Genomic DNA, 23,491 nt, shown 5'->3' on the forward strand with positions numbered 1-23,491 from the left:
GAATCAATGGTCGATAACCAGAACGCCACCGCAATGTCCCCTTCCACAGAAACCGGAACCGCCCCCACCGGCACCCTGGTGGCCGGTGATGCCCCGGCTCCCGGCGGCACCCGCGGGCAGGCGCTGGAAGTCCTGCGTGGCCTGGTGGGCCACCCTGACGCCGCGTTCCACGACGGCCAGTTTGAAGCCATCGAGGCACTGGTCGACGGCGGCCGGCGGGCCCTGGTGGTCCAGCGCACCGGCTGGGGCAAATCGGCGGTCTACTTTGTGGCGTCCCTGCTGCTGCGCCGGCGCGGTGCGGGGCCAACCCTGATCGTTTCGCCGCTGCTGGCCCTGATGCGGGACCAGGTGGCCGCCGCGGCGCGGGCCGGAGTCCGGGCGGTGGCCATCAACTCCGCAAACCAGCTGGAATGGGATGCGGTGCGCCAACAGCTGGCAAATGATGAGGTGGACGTCCTGCTGGTGTCCCCGGAACGGCTTACCAACCCGGCGTTCCGCGAAACCCAGCTGCCGGAGCTGATCCGGCGGACCGGGCTCCTGGTCATTGACGAGGCCCACTGCATTTCCGACTGGGGCCACGATTTCCGGCCGGACTACCGTCGCATTGCGGACCTGATCACGCAGTTGCCGGACACCGTCCCCGTGCTGGCCACCACGGCCACCGCCAACTCACGTGTGGTCCATGACATCGAGGAGCAGCTCGGCGCAGGTGTCCTGACCATCCGCGGCGCCCTGGGCCGTGACTCGCTGCGGCTGGGCGTCCTCCGGCTGCCGGACTCCCGGCAGCGTCTGGGCTGGCTGCTCACGCACCTGGCGGAGCTCCCCGGCAGCGGCATCATCTATACCCTCACGGTGTCCGCGGCGGAGGACACCGCCCGGCTGCTGGCGGAGGCAGGCCACGAGGTCCTTGCCTACACCGGCCGCACCGATCCGGCGGACCGCGAACGTGCCGAGCAGCTCCTGAAGGACAACCAGGTCAAGGCCCTCGTGGCCACGTCCGCGCTGGGCATGGGCTTCGACAAGCCGGACCTCGGCTTTGTGGTGCACCTCGGGGCGCCGTCCTCTCCGGTTGCCTACTACCAGCAGGTGGGCCGCGCCGGCCGTGGCGCCGCCAACGCGGACGTCCTGCTGCTCCCTGGCTCGGAGGACCGTGACATCTGGCAGTACTTCGCCACCGCCTCCATGCCGTCAGAGGAAAAGGCTGCGGCAGTGCTCACCGCCCTGGCCGAAGCCGGATCCGCCTTGTCCACGGTGGCGCTCGAAGCGCGTGTGGACCTTCGCCGGACCCCGCTGGAGCTGCTCCTGAAGGTACTGTCCGTGGACGGCGCAGTGGAGCGCGTTGGCGGCGGCTGGCGCTCCACCGGCCAGCCCTGGATCTACGATGCCCAGCGGTACGAGCGCATTGCCGAAGCCCGGGTGGACGAGCAGGACTCCATGGTGATCTACCAGGACACCGCCGGGTGCCGGATGGAGTACATAACCTCCGTCCTGGACGACGAAACGGCCCACCCCTGCGGCCGCTGCGACAACTGCGCCGGGCAATGGTTCCAGGCCGATGTGGCTGCCGATGCCACGGCAGCCGCGGGCCAGACCCTCAGCCGGGCGGGCGGCCCGCTGGAAGCCAGGCTGCAGTGGCCCAGCGGCATGGACCGGCTGGGCGTCCCGGTGAAGGGGAAGCTTAAAGCGGGGGAGGGCCTGTCGGAAGGACGGGTCCTGGCGCGGCTGACGGACCTGGGGTGGGGTGGGGCCCTGCGGGGGATCTTCGCTTCAGGGGCCCAGGACCAGCCCGTGGAGCCGGGCATGCTGCAGGCCTGCGTGCAGGTCCTGCGCGAATGGGGCACCGGGGACGGCCGCAGCGCCGGCTGGAGCGGCGCCGGGAGGCCGGCCGCCATCATCAGCATCCCGTCGCGGAGCAAGCCCCAGCTGGTGGGCTCGCTGGCACGGGGCATCTCCGAGATTGGCCGCATCCCCTACCTGGGGGAGCTGCAGCTGGCCCACGGCGGACCCACCGGCGCCCGCGGCGGCAACAGCGCCTACCGCCTGGCCGGCGTCTGGGACAGGCTGGTGGTGGGCCCCGAACTGGAAGAAGCCCTGGCCGGGGTGCAGGGCCAGAGCGTGATGCTCATCGACGACCTCGTGGACAGCCGCTGGACGGTGACCGTGGCCGGCCGTGCCCTCCTGCAGGCCGGGGCGGGAGCCGTGCTGCCGCTGGTGCTGGCTCAGGCCGGCTGACGGGCAGGGCGCGCGGGGAGGTCCGGGTTCAGGCAGGTCCGGCTGCGTTTGCTGCGTTGCCGGGCCGGCTGACTTCCGCGCCGGCGTGCCGCGATAAAAAGAGGCTGTCCACGGTGCTGGCCAGCATCAGGACAGCCATGGCCAGGAACGCGCCGCGGAACGGGGCCGCCTGGTCCTGCCCAAAAACGGCCACCCCGTCGAAAAGCCGGATCAACAGGGCCGCCACGGCGATGCCGGCCCCGGCGGCGAGCTGCACCAGGGTGGCCGACACCGTGTTTGCCGAGGTCAGCATGGCGGGGACGATGTCCGCGTACTGCACCGACGCGTAAGCGGAGAACCCGATGGACCGGAAAACGCCGCTAAAGACCAACAGGGCGAAGATCAGGGCGCCGGGGGTATCCGGGGTCAGCGCGGCGCACAAGGCGAAGGTCACCGCTGACGACAGGGAAGCAAACACCAGCATCGCCTTGAACCCGAAGCGCCGGATCAGCGGCGTGGTGGCCGGCTTGATGCCAATATTGCCGATGAAGACCGCCGCCACCATGATGCCTGCCTGCAACGGCGACCAGCCGAAGCCCGACTGGAACATCAGCGGCAGCAGGAACGGGACCGAGCTGATGGTCAACCGATAAATGAAACCGCCCGTGGCCATGGCCCGGAACGTGCGGGTCCGGAACACCTCCAGGTTGAACAGCGGGTTCCGGGCGCGGCGCATCCACAGCACCGCTCCCAGCAGGGACACCGCCCCTGCCGCCGCCGACAGGGCAGCCCACGGCGTCTCCGGGTGACCGCTGGCGAGCTCAAGGCCCACCACCAGGGCGCCAACACCCATGGTGGTGAGTGCGAGGCCGGGCCAGTCGAGCCGCCGCCCGGGATCGCCCGCGGAAACGGGAACCAGGCGCAGCGCCGCCACAAACGCGGCCAGGCCCAGGGGCAGATTGATCAGGAAGATCCAGTGCCAGGAAAGATACGTGGTCAGCGCACCGCCCATCAGCGGGGCCAGCACGGGGGCGAGCAATCCGGGCCAGACAAGGAAAGCCGTGGCCCGCAGCAGCTCCGACTTGGGCGTGCCGCGGAGCACCACCAGCGTGCCCACCGGCACCATCATGGCCCCGCCCGCGCCCTGGATGATCCGGCTGATGGTCAGGGCCGTCAGGTCCTGGCTCAGCGAGCAGGCCAGTGAAGCCACCGTAAACACGGCCAGGGCCAGGCAAAACACCCGACGGGCGCCGAAACGTTCCGCCAGCCAGCCGCTGATGGGAATCCCCACGGCCACGGTCAACAGGTACGCCGTCATGGTGATGTTCACGTCCGCCGCGGGGACGTCGAAGTCAGCGGAGATGTTGGGGATGGCGGTGGTGAGGATGGTTCCGTCGAGGAACTCCATAAAAAACGCCGCCGCCACCAGGAGGGCAAGGCGCGGGTTCCAGGCCGGCCCGGTACCCGGTTCCGCGGCGGCCTGCTTGCTTGTTGACATCGTTTTATCCTGCCACCGGGCCCGCCGGCGCCGGTGGTGCTGTCCGTCCTGCGGACCGGCAGGCCGGACACACGCCCGGCCCTGCCGGCTGCCTGGGTGTTCAGAAGCCCCGGGTACGCAAAAGGCCAGGTACGCAAAAGGCCCCGGTCAAGGACCGGGGCCGAACGCGGAGACGGGGGGATTTGAACCCCCGGTGGAGTTGTGCCCCACACTTCATTAGCAGTGAAGCCCATTCGGCCGCTCTGGCACGTCTCCAATTGCTATTCCTAGCCCACCAAGAATACGCAGATGTGGCCATGCAGTGCAAAACGGCAGGCGCCCTGTCCGCAGCAGGCTTCCCGGGCTCGCGGTTTCAGCCGGAAATCCCGGCCTGCCCGGGCCGGACCATCCTCATTTCGGCTAGGTTTTCCCACTCCGGAACCAGGTCCGCCGCACCATCGGCCCTAAAGCCGAAGTGCCGGTAGAAACCGATGGCCCGGGCGTTTTCCGAGGCCACCCAAAGGCTTGCGGCATCGGTGCCAAGCGCTGCCCGCAGCAGTCGGCCACCAAGACCCAGGCCCTGGTGCGAGGCCAGGAGGTACAGCCCCCACAGTTCACGGTCCGCCGCTGGCGGTTCCACGCCTGCGGTGCTTGGCACGGGCCGGACGCCGGCGAACCCCACCGCCGTGCCGCCGTCGTATGCTGCCCATAGGCTTCCTGCCGGCGGATCCGCCAGCAGCTGCGTCCACAACGGCAGCCGGTCTGCCGGTTCCAGTGCCGCCAGGAACCTGTCCGACAGGATGCCGCGGTAGGCCTCCTGCCAGCAGCGGACGTGCACCTCGGCCAGCCGGCCGGCATCCGCCGCCGTGGGCGGCCTTATGGACAGCACGGGGCTCACCCGGCCCCGCCGGCCAGGGCCTTCCACAGGAAGTGCTGGCTTCGGGCCTGCAGCGCTGCTGCCTGCCGGTTGTCGGAGGCGCCGGCGTGGCCGCCCTCAAGCGCTTCGTGGAACCACACGTTGGGGATGCCCATGGCCAGCATCCGGGCAGCCATCTTGCGGGCCTGCACGGGACCCACCCTGTCGTCCGAGGTGGCGGTCCAGATGAACGTTTCGGGGTATTCCACACCGTCCTTGAGCAGGTGGTAGGGCGAGAAGGTCCGGATGTACTCCCACTGGTCCGCTACGTCCGGATCGCCGTATTCGGCGATCCACGAGTGCCCGGCGGACAGTTTGGTGTACCGGCGCATGTCCAGCAGCGGCACCCCGCAGGAGACCGCGCCGAAAAGTTCGGGGTACGAGGTGAGCATGTTGCCCACCAGCAGGCCGCCGTTGGACCCGCCCACACACCCCAGCCGCTCCCTTGAGGTCACGCCGCGGGAGATCAGGTCCCGGGCCACGGCCGCGAAGTCCTGGTACGCCTTGTGCCGGTTTTCCTTCAGGGCCGCGCGGTGCCAGGACGGCCCGTATTCGCCGCCGCCGCGGATGTTGGCCACCACGTAGACGCCGCCGCGCGAGTGCGTCCCGCCGCCGTCCGCCCCGGCCGCGCCGGTGGTGCGGCGCTCCAGCCAGGCCCGGCCCACGGTTCCGCTGTAGGCCGGGGTCCGGGACACTTCGAAGCCGCCGTAGCCGGAGAGCTGCGTGGGGTTCTGGCCGTCCAGGGCCAGGCCGCGAGCGGCGATCTGGAAGTAGGGGACCCGGGTGCCGTCCTCGGAAACCGCAAAGTGCTGCTGGACCTCGTAGCCGCCGTCGGCAAAGTACGACGGCGACGACTTCACTTCGGCGTGCCGGCTCAGGACCGCGGGGGCGCCGGAGTCCTGGCCGCCGGCGTCCGTGCGCTCCAGTGAGCCCCGGAACAGGGTGCTGGGTGTGGTGAAGCCCGTGGCGATGAGCCAGAAATCGTCGCCCGCGCCGCCACCGTCCGTGGTGTCCTCATCGTCCACCGCGTAGGCGTTCACGTCGTGCAGCGGCGGGCAGGCATCCAGGATCGTGGAGGTCCAGGCGGCGTCCGGGCTGCCCGATGGTGTGGCGGGGTCCAGGACCCGGATCTCGGCGGAGACGTCCTTGAGCAGGTTCAGCAGCAGGAAGTTCCGGGTCCAGCTCCAGGACTGCAATGACGTGGCGGCGTCAGGGGCGAACAGCACCGAGATGTTCCGGCCGCCTGCGAGGTAGTCCTCGAACTTCGTGGCCAGCAGCGAGCCGGCAGGATACGTGGTGCCGGCCAGGGTCCAGTCCTGCTGGGGACGGAACAGCAGCCACTCCCGGTGCACGCTCAGGTTGACGTCCGTGGGCACGTCGACCGCCACCCAGCCGCCGTCCCGCAGCACCAGGTTGGTCTGGTTGTAGAAATCGATGTAGTCAATGGCGAAGGTCCGCTCGAAGCCGGGGGTGGAGTCGTGGGCCACCACCGCCACCATGTGGTCCGCCGGCACTTCGAAGAGCAGCGGCGCGTCAGCCAGGGCCGTACCGCGTTTGAGGGTGACGGCCGTCCGGGCGTACGAGGAGGCGGTCATGGGCAGACCTTCGGCCGTGGAGGCCACCAGCAGGGTGTCGGCGTCGAGCCAGGACACGTTGCCCTTGGCTGTGGGGAGGTCGAAGCCGCCGTCGGCCGGGTCCACAAACCCGCGGGACTGGACATCGTATTCGCGGTACCGGTTGGCGTCCCCGCCGTCGGGGGAGAGGGCCAGCAGCGCCAGGCGGTGCGGTTCCCCGGGTGCGGGCCGCAGGAACGTGGCACCGTGGAAGACCCACTCCACGCCTTCCCTGGCGGCCAGGGCGTCCACGTCCAGGAGGACGTCCCACTCGGGCGTATCCGTGCAGTAGCTCTCCCACGTGGTCCGGCGCCACAGGCCCTTTGGGTTGTCCTGGTCCTTCCAGAAGTTGTAGTACCAGTCCCCGCGCTTGCCCACCATGGCGATCCGGTCCGTGGCGTCCAGCACCTCCAGGATGCTGCTTTCCAGGGCTGCGTACTCCGCGTCCTCCAGGAGGTCCTCCGTCCGGGAATTCTGCTCCCGGACCCAGGCCAGCTGTTCTTCGCCGTAGATCTCCTCCAGCCAGACGTTTTCGTCGGTAGGCTCCGGCGCCGCACCCGTGGCGGACGATGAATCAGCTGCTGTGGTGGTCATGCGCCCCATCCAAACAACATCTTCCGCCTGCGGGCAAGTCAAGCGTTCAGCCCTTAGCGGATACGCTGGATGCCGTGGAAACAACGCAGAGCATCCGGACCGTCATCATCGGTGCCGGTCCCCGCGGCACCAGTGTGCTGGAGCGTTTGCTCGCCCACACCGCAGCCCGTCCCGCCGCAACGGCCGGTCCGCGGCTCCACATCGACGTGGTTGACCCCTACCCGGCCGGGCCCGGCCATGTCTGGCAGCCGCACCAGTCCCGGCTGTTCCTGATGAACACCCAGTCGTTTTATCCGACGCTGATTCCCGAGGACCCCGAACTCCCGGCTCCGGTGGCCGGCACCACCTTCGACCAGTGGCGGATCCGTCAGCAGGAGCACCCGGCGTCCTCCCTTTCAGCAGCTGAACGGGCCGAACTGGCGGGTCTTGGTTCCACCGGCTTCCCCAGCCGCGCCCTCTACGGCCGGTACCTGCGCAGCACCCTCGAGCAGCTGGTGGACCACGCACCGCAGGATGTCACCCTTGAGTTCCACGAAACCAGCGCCTTGTCGGTCCACCGCCGCGACGACGGGATGTTCGACGTCGGCCTGGCCGCCGGGGCCGTGCTGACGGCAGGGTCCGTGGTGCTGGCGCTGGGGCACATCCCGTCACGCCTGAACCCGGAGCAGCGGGAACTGCAGGCCGCTGCGCAGCAGCTTGGCCTGCGCTACCTGCCGCCCGCGGTCCCCGCCGACGTCGACTGGGACAGTGTCCCCGCCGGCGAACCCGTCCTGGTCCGCGGGATGGGCCTGAACTTCTTCGACACCATCGGCCAGCTCACCGAAGGCCGCGGCGGCACGTTCCTCAGCAACGGCGGCCGGCTGGAGTATCAGCCCTCCGGCCAGGAACCCCTCATCATTGCCGCGTCCCGCCGCGGAACCCCGTACCGGGCCAAGGCGGCGCTGGAAGGCTACTACCCGGCGTCGGTATCCCTCCGCTACTTCACCGAAGAGGCCCTGGGCCGGCTCCGGAAGGCAGGGATCAGGCCCGGTTTCGACTTCGACCTGTGGCCGCTCCTGCACCGGGACACGCTGTGGGCCTACTACGCCACGCTGGTGCGCTCGCAGCCCGGCGCGGTCCCGGACGCTGACGCTTTCCTGGCTGCCCTGGATGAGGCGCTGCACCCGCACGCCCACACGGCCGCGAACTGGGAAGACACCGTGGAGAGTGTGCTGGCCGTGCATGTGGGACCGCGGCACCGCCTGGACCTTCGTGGGCTGGCTGCGCCCCTGGCCGGCCGGACGTTCGCGTCCCGGGCGGAGCAGGACGCCGCAGTGGTGGAATACCTGCTGGATGACGCCCGCCGGTCCGGCCTGGGCGAGGACGATCCCGTCAAGATGGCCATCGGTGCCCTGCACCACGGCCGGGCGCTCCTCAAAACCGCAGTGGCCGACGGCGGCATCACCGACGAATCGTGGGTGGCCGGCCTGCGCGGCTGGTTCGAAAACTTCGTGGAGGGCCTGGCCAGCGGCCCGCCCGCCCTCCGCTCCGAGCAGCTCGCAGCCCTGGCCACCGCCGGGGTGGTCAGCTTTGCCGGACCCGACCCCAAGTTCGGCGTGGACCGCAAGAGCCGGACGTTCACCGTCACCTCGCCCTGGGTGCACGATGCGCCGGTGGCAGCCCGGACCATGGTGGAGGCCCTGGCGCCGGGCAACCGGGTGTCCGCGAATGACTCGCCGCTGCTGGAACAACTCCTGGCGGACGGCCTGGTCCGGCCCCGGCTGATGATGACTGCCGAGGGCGCCCCCATCCAGTCAACAGGCCTGGACGTGGCGCCGCACCCGTACCGGCCGCTTGCCGCGAACGGGTCGGTCACCGAGGGCCTCTACGTGCTGGGCCTGCAGCTCTCATCGGCCCAGTGGGGTACCGCCATCGCCGCTGAAGCGGCCCAGCCCGGCAGCCCCGCTTACCGCAGCGCCCAGCGGACCCTCAGGGACGCCGACGAAATCGCCGCCGCCATCCTGGCCGCCTGACCCCCGCCCCGGTTAACGCACAACGCCCGCCCAGGGATGTGGGCGGGCGTTGGACGTCAGGGGCGGATCAGCCCCGCAGGCACACCTGGTACTGGAGCCACTGGATGCCGTAGCGGATCCAGCCCAGCACGTCGTACCACTTGGTGGGGGCCGTGGGGGCCTTGCAGACCGGTGCCGGCGGAGTGACGGGTGCAACCGTCACGTCCGCAGTCACGGTCGTTCCGGATTCCGCGGCGGTCAGCACCAGGGTGGCAGCGCCCGCCGCAGCTCCGGCGGGAACCGGCAGGCTGACGGCGGCGGTTCCGGCTGCCACGGGAACCGTGCCCAGCCGGGTCACCTTTCCGGCCGCGTCGGTAAACACCGCGGTGAGCGAGGTGTTCACCGGGCTGCCCAGGGAGGTGAGGTCCAGCCTGGTGATGGCCAGCGTCACCGGCTCGCCGGGCTTGACCCCGGCCGCTGTGCTGTTGGCTACGGCCACGGAGCGCCGGGCGAAGTCCGGTGCCACGGGACCGCTTTTCTGCAGGTACCCGATCCAGGCGTCGCGGTCCACCAGGCCGGAGTCCTTGGTGCCGGTGCCCTGCGTGAAGACCCGGAAGTTGTCGCCGCCCGTTGCCAGGAAGCTGAACGTGCCGATCCGGTAGGACTTCGCCGGATCGATCAGGGTGCCGTTCACGCGGATCGAGGTGATCCGGTCACCGGCGGCGCGGGCTGTGTCGTAGGTGTAATTGACGTTTTTGGACAGGCCCAGCTGCTGGTAGGCGCGGCTGGGAACCGAACCGTCGGCGTTGGTCTGCCACTGCTGCTCCAGCAGGGTTTTCACCTGCGCGCCGGTCAGCGACGTGGTCCACAGGTTGTTCACAAACGGCAGTACCGCGTTGGCCTCGGCGTACGTGATGGTGCCGTCCGGGGCGTAGTACAGCTCGTTGCGCAGGCCGCCGGGATTGACGACGCCGATCTCAGCGCCGCCGAGGTCCGCGGACTTCAGCGAATCCAACAGGGAATCGGCCACCAGGTTGCCCAGGGTGGACTCGCTGGCACGGTCATCACGCTTGGCGGGGCCTCCTGCGGGGTCCGGGGTGAACGCGGTGGTGATGTCCTTGGTGACCGAACCGATGGGCTGGTCGCCGATGACGGCTGCGTCGGCGAGGGCCTTCTTGACGATGCCGTCCACCGTTGCGACGCGGGGGTAGGCGGCGATCAGCCCGGCGGCGGGGTCGGTGGTGCGTTTGACGTTCCCGGCCTTGTACGCGGTCACGGCCTTGGTGGCGGTGTCCACGGTCAGCTGGATCTGGCCGATGTTTTCGCCGTAGTTGCCGGTCTGGACGATCGGCCGGGTCTTGCCGTCAACACCGGGGACGGGTGCGTCCCAGGCGTATTCCTTGTGCGTGTGGCCGGTGAAGATGGCGTCCACGTCGGCTGAGGTTTCGGTGACCAGCTTGGCGAACGGTCCGCCGGCTGCCACTTCCTGCTCCAGTGTTGCGCCGTCCGGGGTTCCCGAGCCGGCGCCGTCGTGGTTCTCCACGATGATGACGTCCGCCAGGTTCCCGGCGGTGATGGTGGCAGCCACCCGGTTGATGGCCGCTACGGGGTCGCCGAACTCGAGGCCGGTGATGCCGGCCGGGGTGACCAGCGACGGGACTTCCTGGGTGACGGTGCCGATCACGGCCACCTTGATGCCGTTCATGTCCAGGACCGTGTACTCCGGCAGGACCGGGGTGGTGGTGCCCTTGGCATAGACGTTGGCGCCCAGGTACGGGAACTTCGCGTTGGTGCCGCCGGCGATCACGCGGTCCCGCAGGTCCGCCCAGCCGCCGTCGAATTCGTGGTTGCCCACCGCGGATGCCTTCAGCTCCAGGGTGTTCAGCACGTCGATGGTGGGCTGGTCCTTGGCAACGGCGGATGCGAACAGCGAGGCGCCGATGTTGTCGCCTGCGGAGAGGAACGCCGTGGCGCCCGGGGCAGCGGCTGCCCGCAGCTTCTCGATGGTGCCGGCGAACTGGACGGTGTTGGTGTCGATCCGGCCGTGGAAATCGTTGATGCCCAGGAAGTTCAGGTCAACGCTGGCTGGAGCGGACTGCAGGTTCAGGCCCACCACCACGGGATCGTGGTCGCTGGCGCGGAACTGGTCCGGGGCGTAGTAGTCGGTGACGTTGTTGTTGTAGCGGCTGTATTCAAGGGCCACCGACTCCACCGAGTTGATGTTCCAGATGTCGGCACCGGACACCACGGCGTCAGCCGCGGGGGAGGCGAGGATGTGGTCCAGGGAACCCACCAGGCCACCGAAGAGGTAGGAATGCTTCGCGGAGCCGTCGGTGTTGCGGGCCTTGTTGTCCTGGTTGACGTAACCGGCGGCGGTGAAGACATTGATGGGGTCTTCGTGGCCGTAGGAGTTGAAGTCGCCGATCAGGAAGACCTTATCGGTGGCCTTGCTGGCCTGCAGGCCCTCGGTGAACGCCAGCAGGGATTTGGCCTGGGCGGTACGTGCGAGGTTCGAAGCGCCCTGGCCCTTGTCGGTGTCGTCCGGGGTGGCTGCGGAGCCCTTGGACTTGAAGTGGTTGGCGATGGCGATGAATTCGGTGCCGGCTGCGCCGCCCACCGGCTTGAAAACCTGTGCCAGCGGTTTGCGGGCGGTGGCGAATGCCGCGGTGTCGTTGTGGATGATGGACTCGCCCACCGTTTCGACTGCCGCTTTTTTGAAGATGAAGGCCGTGCGGATCATGTCTTCATCGGACAGCGGGGGAGCGTTGGCGGGGGTCCGGACGTAGTCCCAGATACCGGGCGTCTCGATGTTCAGCGCCGCCACCAGCTTGGCCAGGGCGTCGTCGCGGTTTTTGCCGAACTGGGCGGAGTTCTCGATTTCCATCAGCGTGACCACGTCCGCGCCGGCCTTGGTGATGGCGGCAACGATCTTTGCCTGCTGGCGCTCGAAGTTCTCTGCGTTGGCGGCACCGCGGGCGTCGCAGCCGCTGCGGACCGTGATGGGATTGCCTGCCCGGTCCGGGTAGAACGTGCAGCCGGCAAGGGTGTCACCGGTGGTGGGGAAGTAGTTCAGCACGTTGAACGAGGCGATCTTGACGTTGCCGCCTACAGCATGCGGCGCTTCGGTGCGGGTGGCGCCGAAGGATGCCGGCTGCACCGTGTCCTTGTTCGCTGCGGTGAGGTGCGTCAGCGGCTGGAACTTCCAGGCGTCGTTGGAATAGCCCAGCACCACGTTCGTGGTGAATGTTGCGGGGGATCCGACGCGGACCGGGTCCGTTGTGGTCAGGTACGGCAGGATCTCTGCCTTGGTGCCCGCGTCCTTGAGGAAGTTGGTGCTGGAGCCGTCGTCGAGCTTGATGCCACGCGCCGTGTTGCCGGCCACGGTGGCGGTGTATTCGGCTGACCCGAAGGGCGCGACGGCGGTGGGCTGGACCAGCGGTCCGGTGCCGCCGGCCAGGCCGATTTCGCCGTACTGGTTCAAGGTGTAGTTGTCAGTCACCGTGAGGGGACCCTGCGGGGCCAGGAGCATGCCTTCGAGGGATTCCCGGAAGGTTTCGCTGGCCGGAAGGGTGAAGGCGGTGGCCTTCACCTCGGGCGCGGCTTCGGCAAGTTTGGTGAAGCCGGCGGCCTCGGTCACGTTGACCTGGGTCATGCCGTAGTACTCGGCAACGGCGCCGGTGACCTCGACATGGTCACCGATCCGGACGCCGGCCACGGTGGCGGGGGAGTAGATGAAGATGCCGTCCGAGGCCGCGTGGTTGGTGGCATTGAGGTCACCGCCGGTGCCGGGCGTCTGCAGGTAGTAGCCGTTGAGGCCGCCGGTGGGGAAGGCTGCCGTGACCTTTCCGCGGGTGGTGACAGTGGCCCCCACCATGGGGCTGGCCGTTCCGGTGCCCTGGATCTCGGCGATGGTGCGCGTGACCGGATCCGGGGCGGGCTCGGGATCAGGATCCGGCGTGGGATCCGGGTCAGGGGCGGTGCCGCCCGCGTTCGTCGGCGTGATCGCCGCGGCGAGGGTGAAGTCAGCTGCATTGCTGTTGGTGTCCACCCCGGGAGCGCGGTTCAGGGACCGGACATCGGAGTTACCCGACGGCGCCGTCGCCGGGGCCGTCTCGAAGGTGTTGGAGCCGCCGTAGCCCAGGAGGTCTGCCACGTCGGCGGGCTCGACCGCACTGCCGGTGGTCACCGCGAGGGCACCCGGCTGCCTGGCCAGGATCAGGGTGCCGCCGGCGCCGGCGGGGTTGATGCTGCCGGCCACCAGGTCAGGGGTAGGCAGGGCCGCGCCGCTGGCGCCGTTGCTTCCACCCTGGACCAGGTAGTGGCCCTTGGCGGGAATGCTGCCCGTCAGGGGAGCCACTCCGCTGGGGTTGCCGGTGGAGCCGGCGGCCCGGTACTGGAGCGACCAGCCGCTGAGCGGAACGGCCGTGTCCGATGAGTTGTAGAGTTCGACAAATTTGTTTTTGAACGCTGCCCCGCCGCTGCCCCCGCTCAGGTAGGCCTCATTGATGGTGACGGGGGAAGTGCCCGCGGCCGCTGGTGCGGCGTCCATGGCGGCGGCGGGCAGGGCTGCCAGCGGGGCGGCTATTAGCCCCACTGACAGCGCTGTGCCCAGCGCCAGTTTCCAGGTTGAGTGATGCATTCTGCTCCGGCTTTCGTTGGTTTGCCCCTGTAGGGACGCGACGGAAGGGGTGGGGATTGCCGCCAGGTGTGCTGATCGGGGCAATGCCGAAAAGGCGTGGCCCGGGCCATCACAACACCTCCAAATGAACGCAGTATTGATGGGACGTGCATTCGGCTTGTGTGCTGGACATCACAAACACTACCCGCGGGTAGTGTTTGGGGTTGGCCGGCTGGGGTTGGTCCGGCGAAGAATTTACGCCCCCGTAACGGGCTGCGGAGGTTCTAGCCGGCAGGCTGCTGCCGGTTGTCTTCCACGATCCTGAACCGCGCGCCGGTGGGGTCGGCGAGCTGCGCCACCCGGCCGAAACCGCTGTCCTGCGGCCCCTCCAGCAAGGTGGCACCCAGGGTCAGCGCCGCGGCCACGCTGGCGTCGGCGTCGTCCACGGCAAAGTAAACCTGCCAGTGCGGCGGGACGTCGGCCGGCAGGTAGGCGGACGCGTCCATGACTCCGGCGTGGGCGTTTTCACCCTCGCCGGAGGTGGCGTACCGGAACTCCGGGGTATCGCTCAGGACAGCGGGCTGCCAGCCGAACACGGTGGCGTAGAACTCCAGGGCGCCCCGGTAGTCCTTCGCATGGAGTTCGAACCAGGCCGGGGCGGCGTGCTCGGCCGCGATATCGAAGCCGTGCATGGCCCCTGGCTGCCACGCGCCGGTGGCGGCCCCGGCGGAGTCCTGGAAGAACAGCATGGTGCCTTGCTCCGGGACCTCCAGGGGACCCAGGTGGATGGAACCGCCATGCGCCACCACGGCGTCGGCGGTGGCTGCAGCGTCATCGGTGCGCAGGTAGACGGACCACAGGTCCGGCATGCCCACCTGGTCCGGCTGCCGGGCCATGATGCCCGCCACCGTGCTGCCGTTCCTGGCAGCCATGATGTACCCGCCGTATTTTTCGGTGTCGCCCACCTCGAATTCCCAGCCGAACAGGCTGCCGTAAAACGCGCAGGCCTGGTCCGTGTCGCTGGTCATAAGGTCGATCCAGCAGGGCGAACCGTTGATGAAATCCGGAGTGGGCATGGAATCTCCTGGGTGCAAGGTCAGCTGTCCGGCCCCAGCGGCCGGATCACTCCAGAGACTATGGCGGGCCCCTGACACTGGCAAGCGCCCTGTGCGGCGGGTGCGGATCGGGCGGTTAAGCAAAAAACCCCGGCGGCCAGATCACTGGCACGCCGGGGTTATTCCGCGGAAGGTAAGAGATTCGAACTCTTGGTACGGGGTTACCGCACACTAGTTTTCAAGACTAGCTCCTTCGGCCGCTCGGACAACCTTCCTCAACGAGTAGTGTTTCATAGGCACTTGCGTGCAACAAAACAGAGCCCGGAAAGTGTCCGGTGCACACTGGTGGCAGGCCAGTATTCAGTCAGGAACGGGAGAGGTCCATGAAAGCCGTCTTTATATCGGAACCGGGCGGCCCGGAGGTGCTGGAAGTCCGCGAGGTGGACGCCCCCGTGCCGGGTACGGGCGAGGTGCTGATCGACGTGGTGGCTGCCGGCCTGAACCGCGCGGACGTGCAGCAGCGCAAGGGCGTATACCCGCCCCCGCCCGGTGCGTCCGAAATTCCCGGCCTGGAGGTTTCCGGCCGGATCGCGGGTTTCGGGCCCGGGGTCGCCAAGGCGTTTTCCCTGGGCGACAAGGTGGTGGCCCTGCTGGCCGGCGGCGGTTATGCCCAGCAGGTGGCGGTCCCCGCCGAGCAGGTCCTGCGGCTGCCGGACGGCGTGGACCTGGTCACCGCCGCGTCCCTGCCCGAGGTTGCGGCCACTGTTTATTCGAACCTGATCATGACCGCGCAGCTGCAGGCCGGCGAAACGGTCCTGATCCACGGGGCCACCGGCGGGATCGGCACGTTCGCCATCCAGCTGGCCAAAGCCTTCGGCGCGCGGGTTGCCACCACCGCAGGGTCCGATGAGAAGGTTGGCACCGCCACGGCCTTCCTCGGTGCGGATATCGCCATCAACTACCGGGAAGAGGACTTTCCGGAGAGCCTGCGCCGCCAGAACGGGGGCAAGGGGGCCGATGTGATCCTGGATGTGGTGGGAGCCAAATACCTCCGCCAGAACGTGGATGCCCTGGCCGAATACGGCAGGCTGGTGGTTATCGGGCTGCAGGGTGGTGCCACGGGCGAACTCGACCTCGGCAAGCTGTTGTCCAAGCGCGGTGCGGTGGTGGCCACGGCCCTGCGGCCCCGGCCTGTCGCCGAAAAGGGCGCCATCATGACGGCGGTGCGCGACGCGGTGTGGCCGCTGGTCAGTGACGGCCGGATCCGCCCCTTGGTGGCCAGGTCCTTCCCGCTGGAACAGGTCAGGGCGGCGCACCGGTACTTCGATACCGGCGATCACGTGGGCAAGATCCTGCTGGTGATGTAGTCCGCCGTTCCGGCGGCGCAGGCGCTAGATACTCAGTATTGCCAGGGGACTTCACTCCGGCTAGGCTCGTCTATACGCGGTATGCACGGGTCTTGGGGGTCCGTGCATACCGGCAGCCAGCCACGCAAGGGAGCCGTATGTCCATCCGCCACAGCCTCCTCGCCCTCCTGCAGGACCAGCCGCGGTACGGCTACCAGCTCCGGGTCGAGTTTGAAAACCGTACGGGCGCTACCTGGCCGTTGAACATCGGGCAGGTCTACACCACCCTGGACCGGCTGGAACGCGACGCCCTGGTGGCCAAGGAGGGCGACGACGGCGAAGGCCACGTGGTGTACAGCATCACCGCCGCCGGGACTGCTGAAGTCCGGGGCTGGTTCGCCGCACCGGTGGAACGGAACAACCCGCCGCGGAATGAGCTCGCCATCAAGCTCGCGCTCGCCATGACGCTGCCGGGAGTGGATGTCCAGGCCATCATCCAGGCGCAGCGCGTTGCCTCCATCAGGGCGCTGCAGGATTACACCAGGGCCCGCCGGGACGCCGCCGGCACACCGCGGACAGGAGATACGGCCTGGCTGCTGGTGCTCGACTCGCTGATCTTCCAGACCGAAGCGGAAGTCCGGTGGCTTGACCTTTGCGAGGCGCGGATGGTCCAACAGGCGCAGGCCGCCGGCCAGGCCGTCACCCGCCCATTATCCGCCGGGGTCCCGGAAGACGCCACGCCCACCGCGGATACCCGCCGATGAGCGTCCAGGGTCCGCAGCAGGTCCTCGAACTCGCCAAAGTCAGCCGGACATTCGGCGCGGGCGCCACGGCGGTGGCGGCCCTGCGCGAAGTGGACCTGAGCGTGGCAGCAGGAGAATTTGTGGCCGTGATGGGGCCGTCCGGATCCGGGAAATCCTCCCTCCTCGCTCTCGCAGGCGGACTGGATAAGCCCACGGGCGGCGGGGTCTTTGTGGAATCCACCCCCCTTGCCGGGCTGGGCCTGAATGACCTGGCACGGCTCCGCCGCCGCGCTGTGGGGTATGTGTTCCAGGACTTCAACCTGGTCCCCACCCTGACGGCCGCGGAGAACGTCAGCCTGCCGCTGGAACTGGATGGCACACCCCTGAAAAAGGCCCGCCGGCAGGCCGCCGACGCGCTGCGCCAGGTGGGTATCCCGGAGCTGGCGGACCGTTTCCTGGACCAGATGTCCGGCGGACAGCAGCAGCGGGTGGCAATCGCCCGCGCCATTGTGGGCGAGCGGCGCCTGATTCTTGCCGACGAGCCCACCGGAGCGTTGGACTCCACCACCGGGCACGGGGTGATGGAGGTTTTGCGGGCCCGCGCCGATGCGGGTGCCGCCGTGATGCTGGTTACCCACGAGGCCCGGCACGCGGCCTGGGCCGACCGGGTGGTGTTCCTGCGTGATGGCCGGATCGTGGACCAGGCCTCGGCCATGCATGATCCCACGATGCTGCTGACCCAGGCCGGCCTCTGATGCCGTTGAATCTGGCTCCGGCGCCTGGCGGGCGGCGGGGCAGCTTCCGCGTTGCCCTCCGGATGGCCCGCCGGGACATCCGCCGCCACCGCGGCAGGTCGGTGCTGATTGTCCTGCTGATCCTGCTGCCCGTCGCGGCCATGACCGGGGCTGCGACCTTGAACCAAAGCCTGCACCGCACTCCCGATGAGACCGTCCGCTATGAACTGGGCGGCATGCAGGCGCGGTTCAGCACTCTTCCCGTTCCCAACGGCGACTCCGTCCAGGACCCGCTGGATGACACCAGGGTGGTCTCCAGCTCCGGTGCGCACGATCCCGGGTTCGTTGGCAGTGACCCGCTGGACCTTGTCCCGGCGGGGTATGAGGTGGTCCCGCACCGGCAGCTCCAGCTGATCACCCGGGTGGGCGACGGCGACGCCTCCTTCGGCGCGAGGGTGGTCGACGCGCTCCACCCGGCCTTCGCCGGCCGCTACTCACTGCTTTCCGGCCGCGCGCCGCAGTCCCCGGCCGAGGTACTGGCCTCCCCAGGGTTCCTGGACCGGTTCGGCCTGGAGCCGGGCACCACCATCACCACTTCCGCCGGCACGTTCACACCCGTGGGCATCCTCCGTGACGCCGACACCTCTGACGGCAATTCGTTCCTCTACCTTGCGGCGGACCAGGTTCCGGCCGGGCTGCTGGCCGGGGTGGCCGCGGACTCTGTCACCACGTCCTACTACCTCGCCGGACCCGAACCCGTCACGTGGCAGCAGGTCCGGGCGGCCAACCGGGCGGGGGTGGCCGTACTGTCCCGTGACGTGGTGCTCAATCCGCCGCCCGCGGACCAGCAAACGTTCGACGGCGGCCCGTTGCCGGACCAGGGGTTGGCCGCGGAACTCGGCATGTATGCAACGTTTGCGCTGATCGGAGCGCTGGCACTGCTGGAGGTCGGCCTGCTGGCGGGCACCGCCTTTGCCGTTGGCGCCAAAGGCCAGATCCGCGAACTTGCACTGCTGGCCGCTTCCGGCGCCGAAGCGCCCACCCTCCGCGCCGTCGTCACGGCGGCAGGCCTGTGGCTGGGCGGGACCGCCGTTGTGCTGGGCGCGGCCCTGGGGTTCGGCGCGGCAGCCCTTGTGGTGCTGTGGGTCCGGGCTGCCGGTTCGGCCCGCCTGGCCGGGGTGCACCCGGACCCGGTGCCTACAGCCGTCGCCATGGTGATGGGGCTTGCCGCCTGCCTTCTCGCCGCGCGGTCGCCTGCACACCACGTGGCCCGCCGGGCGGTGCTGGGGGCGCTGAAGACCGGGCGCGCCCCGGCCGGAAGCGCGAAAAAGAGTGCCATCACCGGCGCTGCCCTACTGCTGGCCGCCGCCGGTGCCTTCGCCGGAAGCTGGTTCGTGGGACACTCCACCAGCGATCCGGACCGGCTGGCGGAGCTGTTCCCCGCAGCCTCGGGCCTGCTGACCGGGGGTGCGGTGTTGACCGTGGTGGCGCTGTCACTGCTGACCGGGTGGCTCCTTACCCTTCTCCCGCGCCGGACCGGGCGGCTGCCACTGGCGCTCCGCCTGGCTGCCCGCGATGCCACCAGGAACCGCAACCGCACGGTGCCCGCAGTGGCCGCAGTCCTGGCCGCGGCGGCGCTGGCCAGCAGTGCCCTGGTCCTGGCGGCGAGCCAGCAGGCCGGGATCCGCGAAACCTACTCCTGGACCGCCCTTGAGAACCAGGCCTTCCTGCCCCTGTCGCTGGAGCAGCCGCCCCTGGTGGACGGCACCCCGCAGCCAGCCACCGCAGTGGCGCCGGAGCAGCTTTCCGCCGCGCTCAGCGGAGCCCTGGGCACCGTGGCCTGGACCAGGGTGGTCGCCACGCCCGCCCCGCCGCTGAACTGCTTCGATGGTCCCGGTGCAGACCTTGCCCCCGCCCGGACGGCCACCAGGAACTGCCTCCAGTACGCGCTGGGCACCCCGCCGGGCAACGCCTGCCCCGTGACGCCGATGGGGCGGCTGCAGGATCCCGGCGACCCGCGCTGCAAGGGACCGCTGGCCCAGGGGACCGGCTCGCCCCGGTCCATCGTGGTGGGCGGCGCTGACGAGATCCGTGCCGTCCTGGGCGTGGAACCCGGGCCGGCTGCCCTGGCCGTCCTGGCGAACGGCGGAATGGTGGTGACCAACCAGGTCTTTGTCCGCGACGGGACGGTGGAACTTCAAACCCTGGACCTTCGCCGGCCCATGGCCGAACCAGCGGGGCGCCAAATGCAGTATGACCCGGTCGGCAGCGTCCCCCTGGTGGCGGCGGTGGTGGAACCGCTGGTTCCGGTTCCCTACTACGGCGTCATTTCCGCCGGCACGGCAGCGCGGCTGGGGATGGAGCCGCGTCCCAGTGAGTTGCTGGTCCAGCTCACGGAGCACCCCTCCGCGGCCCAGGTTGACACTGCCAACGGCGTTATTGCCTCGACGTACAAACACCCCGGCGCCGCCCTCTGGGTGGAACCGGGGATCCCCAGGGACAGTTCCTGGCAGATGTGGGCCATCGTGCTGGCCAGCGCGCTGATCACCGTCAGCGCCGCCGGCATCACCACCGGTCTGGCGCTCGCCGATGGCCGCCGGGACCAGAGGACCCTGGCCGCGGTGGGTGCCGCACCCAGGCTCCGCAAAGCGCTCGCCGGAAGCCAGGCGCTCTTCACGGCCGGGCTGGGCGCGGCACTGGGTGCAGCGGCCGGCGTGGTCCCCGCTGTGCTGCTCGTGGCAGCCACGGAAATGCGGATCGCGCTGGCGGTCCCGTGGACGTACCTGCTGGTCCTGGTGCTGGCAGTCCCGCTGGTGGCCGCCGCCCTCGCCTGGACGTTCACCAGGGCGGCCCTGCCCACGGGCCGGCGGGAGCAAGGAACCTGACGGCCTGCGGGCATGGCCGGGTCCGGGCTGGGGCCAGAAGCCAATAGGTCACACAATTGGGTCTTTTTGATTGACCGCAACAGGCCTAGCGTGGGTTGCAGGAGCCGCCTGCCAGGGGCGGCGGAGCCCACGGAGGAAGCTCATGACAACCCACGTTGCCGATTGCAGTGTCACCCGTTGTTCGTTCAACGACCATGAAGGCTGCACAGCGCATGCCATCACTGTGGGGGGAACGGAAGACCACGCCTCCTGCGCCACCTTCATCGACACCGGCCACAGTGGCGGCCTGCCCAAGGTCCTCGCCGATGTCGGGGCCTGCCAGCGCTCCGAATGCGTTCACAACGACCACCTGATGTGCAACGCCCCCGCCGTGCACGTTGGCCCGGGCGCGGACAACGCCGACTGCCTCACCTACTCGCACGCCTGACCACCGGACACCACTGCCCCGGGACAGGGCCTCCGACCGGACACCCGGCCGGGGGCCCTGCCTGTTTGGCGGCACTGCCACGCAGGTACCGACAGCTGCAACCCAGCCGCCAATCCCGTACCGACCCAACAGCGGCAAACCCCATCCATCCGACCGGCCGGACTGCCCGGCCGGACGCCCGCTGCCCGGCCCGCCCAAGACGTGAGCACACCCTGCAAGCCAGGTGCCGGCGTCGTTCGCCGCCCCATGCCCGCCGTTCGCCGCACCCCGCCGGCGGCATAACCCGAAAGCCGTCCCCGCAGCCGGATGCGTTGGTAAGGTGCCTGCAAGCAACAGTGAACACTCTCAAGGAGGAGACATGGCACCAACACCTGAGCAACGACGGAATCCATCGCCGGGGGAAGGTGCCGTGGCCACTGACCCGGCCCTGCCCGCCGTCGCCGTGGACGACGCCGTCCTGGAAGCCGAGGACAGGAAGTGGACACCGGCGAAAATCGCCCTGTGGGCCGCCATTGCGCTGCTGGGCGGCGTGGCCTGGTTCATGCTGGCCATTGTGCGCGGCGAAACCGTCAACGCCATCTGGTTCGTCTTCGCCTCCGTCTGCACGTACCTCATCGGCTACCGCTTCTACTCGAAGGTCATCGAGCGCTACCTGACCAAACCTGACGACAAACGCGCCACCCCCGCCGAATATAAGGCTGACGGCAAGGACTACGTCCGGACCGACCGGAACGTCCTGTTCGGGCACCACTTCGCCGCGATCGCCGGCGCGGGCCCGTTGGTGGGGCCGATCATCGCAGCCCAGATGGGCTACCTTCCCGGCACCATCTGGATCATCATCGGCGTGGTCCTTGCCGGCGCAGTCCAGGACTACCTGGTGATGTTCTTCTCCATGCGCCGCGGCGGCCGTTCCCTGGGCCAGATGGCGCGCGAGGAACTTGGTGTGGTGGGCGGCACCGCAGCCCTGGTAGCCACGCTGCTGATCATGGTCATCATCGTGGCCATCCTGGCGCTCGTTGTGGTCAACGCGCTCGGCGAAAGCCCCTGGGGTGTCTTCTCCGTGGGACTGACCATCCCCATTGCGCTGTTTATGGGTGTCTACCTGCGTTACCTGCGGCCCGGCAAAATCATGGAGGTTTCCCTCATCGGGTTTGTCCTGCTGATGGCCGCCATCATCGGCGGCGGCTTTGTGGCCGAGACCGCGTGGGGCGCCGAACTCTTCACCCTGGATAAGGTCACCCTGGCGTGGGGCCTGATCATCTACGGCTTCATCGCCGCCATCCTCCCGGTCTGGCTGCTGCTTGCCCCCCGCGACTACCTGTCCACCTTTATGAAGATCGGCGTGATCGTGATGCTGGCACTTGCCATCATTGTGGTCCGGCCTGAAATCACCGTGCCGGCGTTCAGCGAGTTCGCCGGCCGCGACAACGGCCCGGTGTTCTCCGGAGCGCTGTTCCCCTTCCTGTTCGTCACCATCGCCTGCGGCGCGCTCTCCGGCTTCCACGCCCTGATTTCCTCCGGCACCACCCCCAAACTGGTGGAGAAGGAACGGCAGACGCGTTTTATTGGCTATGGCGGAATGCTGATGGAATCCTTTGTGGCCATCATGGCCCTGGTGGCTGCCATCTCGATCGACCGCGGCCTGTACTTCGCCATGAACGCCCCGGCCGCGCTGACCGGCGGCACCGTCGAAACTGCCGCCACCTGGGTGAACAGCCTGGGCCTCGCCGGCGTGAACATCACCCCCGATTTCCTGGCCCAGACAGCTGCCAACGTGGGCGAGGAAAGCATCATCTCGCGCACCGGCGGCGCCCCCACCCTCGCAGTGGGCCTGGCCCACATCATGCAGCAGTTCATCGGCGGCACGGCCATGATGTCGTTCTGGTACCACTTCGCCATCATGTTTGAGGCCCTGTTCATCCTGACCGCCGTGGACGCCGGCACCCGCGTTGCCCGCTTTATGCTGCAGGACTCGGTGGGCAACTTCATTCCCAAGTTCAAGGAAGCCTCCTGGCGGCCCGGAGCCTGGCTCTGCACCGCCATCATGGTGGGGGCGTGGGGTGCGGTGCTCCTGATGGGCGTCACGGACCCGTTGGGCGGGATCAATACCCTGTTCCCGCTGTTCGGCATCGCCAACCAGCTGCTGGCCGCCATCGCGTTGTCCGTGTGTCTGGCCATTGTGGCCAAGAAGGGCACGTTCAAGTACCTGTGGATTGTGGCCCTGCCCCTGGCATTCGCCGCCGTCGTCACCATTACGGCGAGCTTCCAGAAGATCTTCTCCGCCACCCCGTCGGTGGGCTACTTCGCCAACAACGCAGCATTCAGCAAGGCGCTGGCGGACGGGAAAACCGAGTTCGGCTCGGCCAAGTCTGTGGCTGCCATGGAGGCAGTGGTCCGCAACACCGGGATCCAGGGCTGGCTGTCGGTGATCTTTGTGGTGCTGAGCATCATCGTGATCGCCACCGCCCTGCTGGCAACCGTAAAGGCCTTCCGGACCCGGGACGCCGCCGGGCGGCCTGAAGGCAACGAGGACCCGGCCGTGCCATCGAAGGTGTTCGCCCCGGCCGGGGTCATCCCCACGGCCGCCGAGCGTGCCCTGCTGGCTGAGTGGGACAAGGTGCCCGCCAGCCAGCGGTTCGAACGGGCGGGACACCACTGATGCCGGCGCCCATGGCGGTCCTGGCCAAAGGCGTCAGGGGCGCTGCCCGCTACCTGGGCAGCGTGATGGGCGCCGACGCTTACACCCGGTACCTGGAACACCACCAGGCTATGGGGCACCAGTCGGCGCCCCTGACAGAGCGGGAGTTCTGGCGTGACCGTACGGACCGCCAGGACGCCAACCCCCAGGGCCGCTGCTGCTGATTGAGCCTGAAGCGGACAA

14 protein-coding genes and 2 tRNA genes are annotated in these 23,491 nt (G+C 68.8%); 9 read left to right on the forward strand and 7 right to left on the reverse strand.

The features are described from left to right. The first annotated feature begins 6 nt into the window (after positions 1 to 6). Positions 7 to 2,232: a RecQ family ATP-dependent DNA helicase gene (locus ACRB8A_RS03515; protein ID WP_432245601.1), complete on the forward strand. Its 2,226-nt coding sequence runs from the start codon at positions 7 to 9 to the stop codon at positions 2,230 to 2,232. 28 nt (positions 2,233 to 2,260) lie between these two features. Here ACRB8A_RS03515 and ACRB8A_RS03520 read toward each other — a convergent pair whose 3' ends face one another. The 4 genes from ACRB8A_RS03520 to ACRB8A_RS03535 all read right to left on the reverse strand — a co-directional run bounded on the left by ACRB8A_RS03520 (position 2,261) and on the right by ACRB8A_RS03535 (position 6,811). Further along, positions 2,261 to 3,709 (reverse strand): MFS transporter, encoded by a 1,449-nt coding sequence (locus ACRB8A_RS03520; RefSeq protein WP_432245602.1) that lies wholly within the window; start codon positions 3,707 to 3,709, stop codon positions 2,261 to 2,263. A 167-nt stretch (positions 3,710 to 3,876) separates the two neighbouring features. Then, a tRNA-Ser gene (locus ACRB8A_RS03525) sits at positions 3,877 to 3,964 on the reverse strand. Positions 3,965 to 4,061: 97 nt separating this feature from the next. Next, positions 4,062 to 4,577: an N-acetyltransferase family protein gene (locus ACRB8A_RS03530; protein ID WP_432245603.1), complete on the reverse strand. Its 516-nt coding sequence runs from the start codon at positions 4,575 to 4,577 to the stop codon at positions 4,062 to 4,064. A 5-nt stretch (positions 4,578 to 4,582) separates the two neighbouring features. Next, positions 4,583 to 6,811, reverse strand: coding sequence for a prolyl oligopeptidase family serine peptidase (locus ACRB8A_RS03535; protein WP_432245604.1), 2,229 nt, complete (start codon positions 6,809 to 6,811; stop codon positions 4,583 to 4,585). A 74-nt stretch (positions 6,812 to 6,885) separates the two neighbouring features. On the opposite strand from ACRB8A_RS03535, the gene ACRB8A_RS03540 reads away from it, so the two are divergent. After that, on the forward strand, positions 6,886 to 8,823 hold the full coding sequence (locus ACRB8A_RS03540; protein ID WP_432245605.1) for an FAD/NAD(P)-binding protein: 1,938 nt from the start codon (positions 6,886 to 6,888) through the stop codon (positions 8,821 to 8,823). Positions 8,824 to 8,890: 67 nt separating this feature from the next. Here ACRB8A_RS03540 and ACRB8A_RS03545 read toward each other — a convergent pair whose 3' ends face one another. The 3 genes from ACRB8A_RS03545 to ACRB8A_RS03555 form a co-directional block, all read right to left on the reverse strand. Next, on the reverse strand, positions 8,891 to 13,441 hold the full coding sequence (locus ACRB8A_RS03545; RefSeq protein ID WP_432245606.1) for an ExeM/NucH family extracellular endonuclease: 4,551 nt from the start codon (positions 13,439 to 13,441) through the stop codon (positions 8,891 to 8,893). Between the two features lie 263 nt (positions 13,442 to 13,704). Further along, entirely contained in the window at positions 13,705 to 14,496 is a 792-nt protein-coding gene (locus ACRB8A_RS03550) for a VOC family protein (RefSeq protein ID WP_432245607.1), read from the reverse strand. 166 nt (positions 14,497 to 14,662) lie between these two features. Next, positions 14,663 to 14,750, reverse strand: a tRNA-Ser gene (locus ACRB8A_RS03555). A 108-nt stretch (positions 14,751 to 14,858) separates the two neighbouring features. Here ACRB8A_RS03555 and ACRB8A_RS03560 point away from each other — a divergent pair. The 7 genes from ACRB8A_RS03560 to ACRB8A_RS03590 all read left to right on the forward strand — a co-directional run bounded on the left by ACRB8A_RS03560 (position 14,859) and on the right by ACRB8A_RS03590 (position 23,472). Next, a complete protein-coding gene (locus ACRB8A_RS03560; RefSeq protein ID WP_050686131.1) occupies positions 14,859 to 15,842 on the forward strand; it encodes an NAD(P)H-quinone oxidoreductase in 984 nt (327 codons plus the stop codon). A gap of 137 nt (positions 15,843 to 15,979) precedes the next feature. Further along, positions 15,980 to 16,585, forward strand: a complete 606-nt coding sequence (locus tag ACRB8A_RS03565) for a PadR family transcriptional regulator (protein ID WP_432245608.1) — start codon at positions 15,980 to 15,982, stop codon at positions 16,583 to 16,585. After that, the gene (locus ACRB8A_RS03570; RefSeq protein WP_050686133.1) at positions 16,582 to 17,319 is read left to right on the forward strand and encodes an ABC transporter ATP-binding protein; all 738 of its coding nucleotides are present in this window, start codon (positions 16,582 to 16,584) and stop codon (positions 17,317 to 17,319) included. The genes ACRB8A_RS03565 and ACRB8A_RS03570 overlap by 4 nt, the downstream gene beginning before the upstream one ends. Continuing rightward, the gene (locus ACRB8A_RS03575; RefSeq protein WP_432245609.1) at positions 17,319 to 20,183 is read left to right on the forward strand and encodes a hypothetical protein; all 2,865 of its coding nucleotides are present in this window, start codon (positions 17,319 to 17,321) and stop codon (positions 20,181 to 20,183) included. The genes ACRB8A_RS03570 and ACRB8A_RS03575 overlap by 1 nt, the downstream gene beginning before the upstream one ends. A 142-nt stretch (positions 20,184 to 20,325) precedes the next feature. Then, positions 20,326 to 20,610, forward strand: a complete 285-nt coding sequence (locus tag ACRB8A_RS03580) for a DUF1540 domain-containing protein (protein WP_050686138.1) — start codon at positions 20,326 to 20,328, stop codon at positions 20,608 to 20,610. A gap of 358 nt (positions 20,611 to 20,968) precedes the next feature. Further along, a complete protein-coding gene (locus ACRB8A_RS03585; RefSeq protein ID WP_050686140.1) occupies positions 20,969 to 23,269 on the forward strand; it encodes a carbon starvation CstA family protein in 2,301 nt (766 codons plus the stop codon). After that, positions 23,269 to 23,472 (forward strand): YbdD/YjiX family protein, encoded by a 204-nt coding sequence (locus ACRB8A_RS03590; protein ID WP_050686142.1) that lies wholly within the window; start codon positions 23,269 to 23,271, stop codon positions 23,470 to 23,472. Before ACRB8A_RS03585 ends, ACRB8A_RS03590 begins: the two co-directional genes overlap by 1 nt. The last annotated feature ends 19 nt before the right edge of the window (positions 23,473 to 23,491 follow it).

The organism is Arthrobacter sp. G.S.26, assembly GCF_050847375.1.
Classification (GTDB): Bacteria; Actinomycetota; Actinomycetes; order Actinomycetales; family Micrococcaceae; genus Arthrobacter.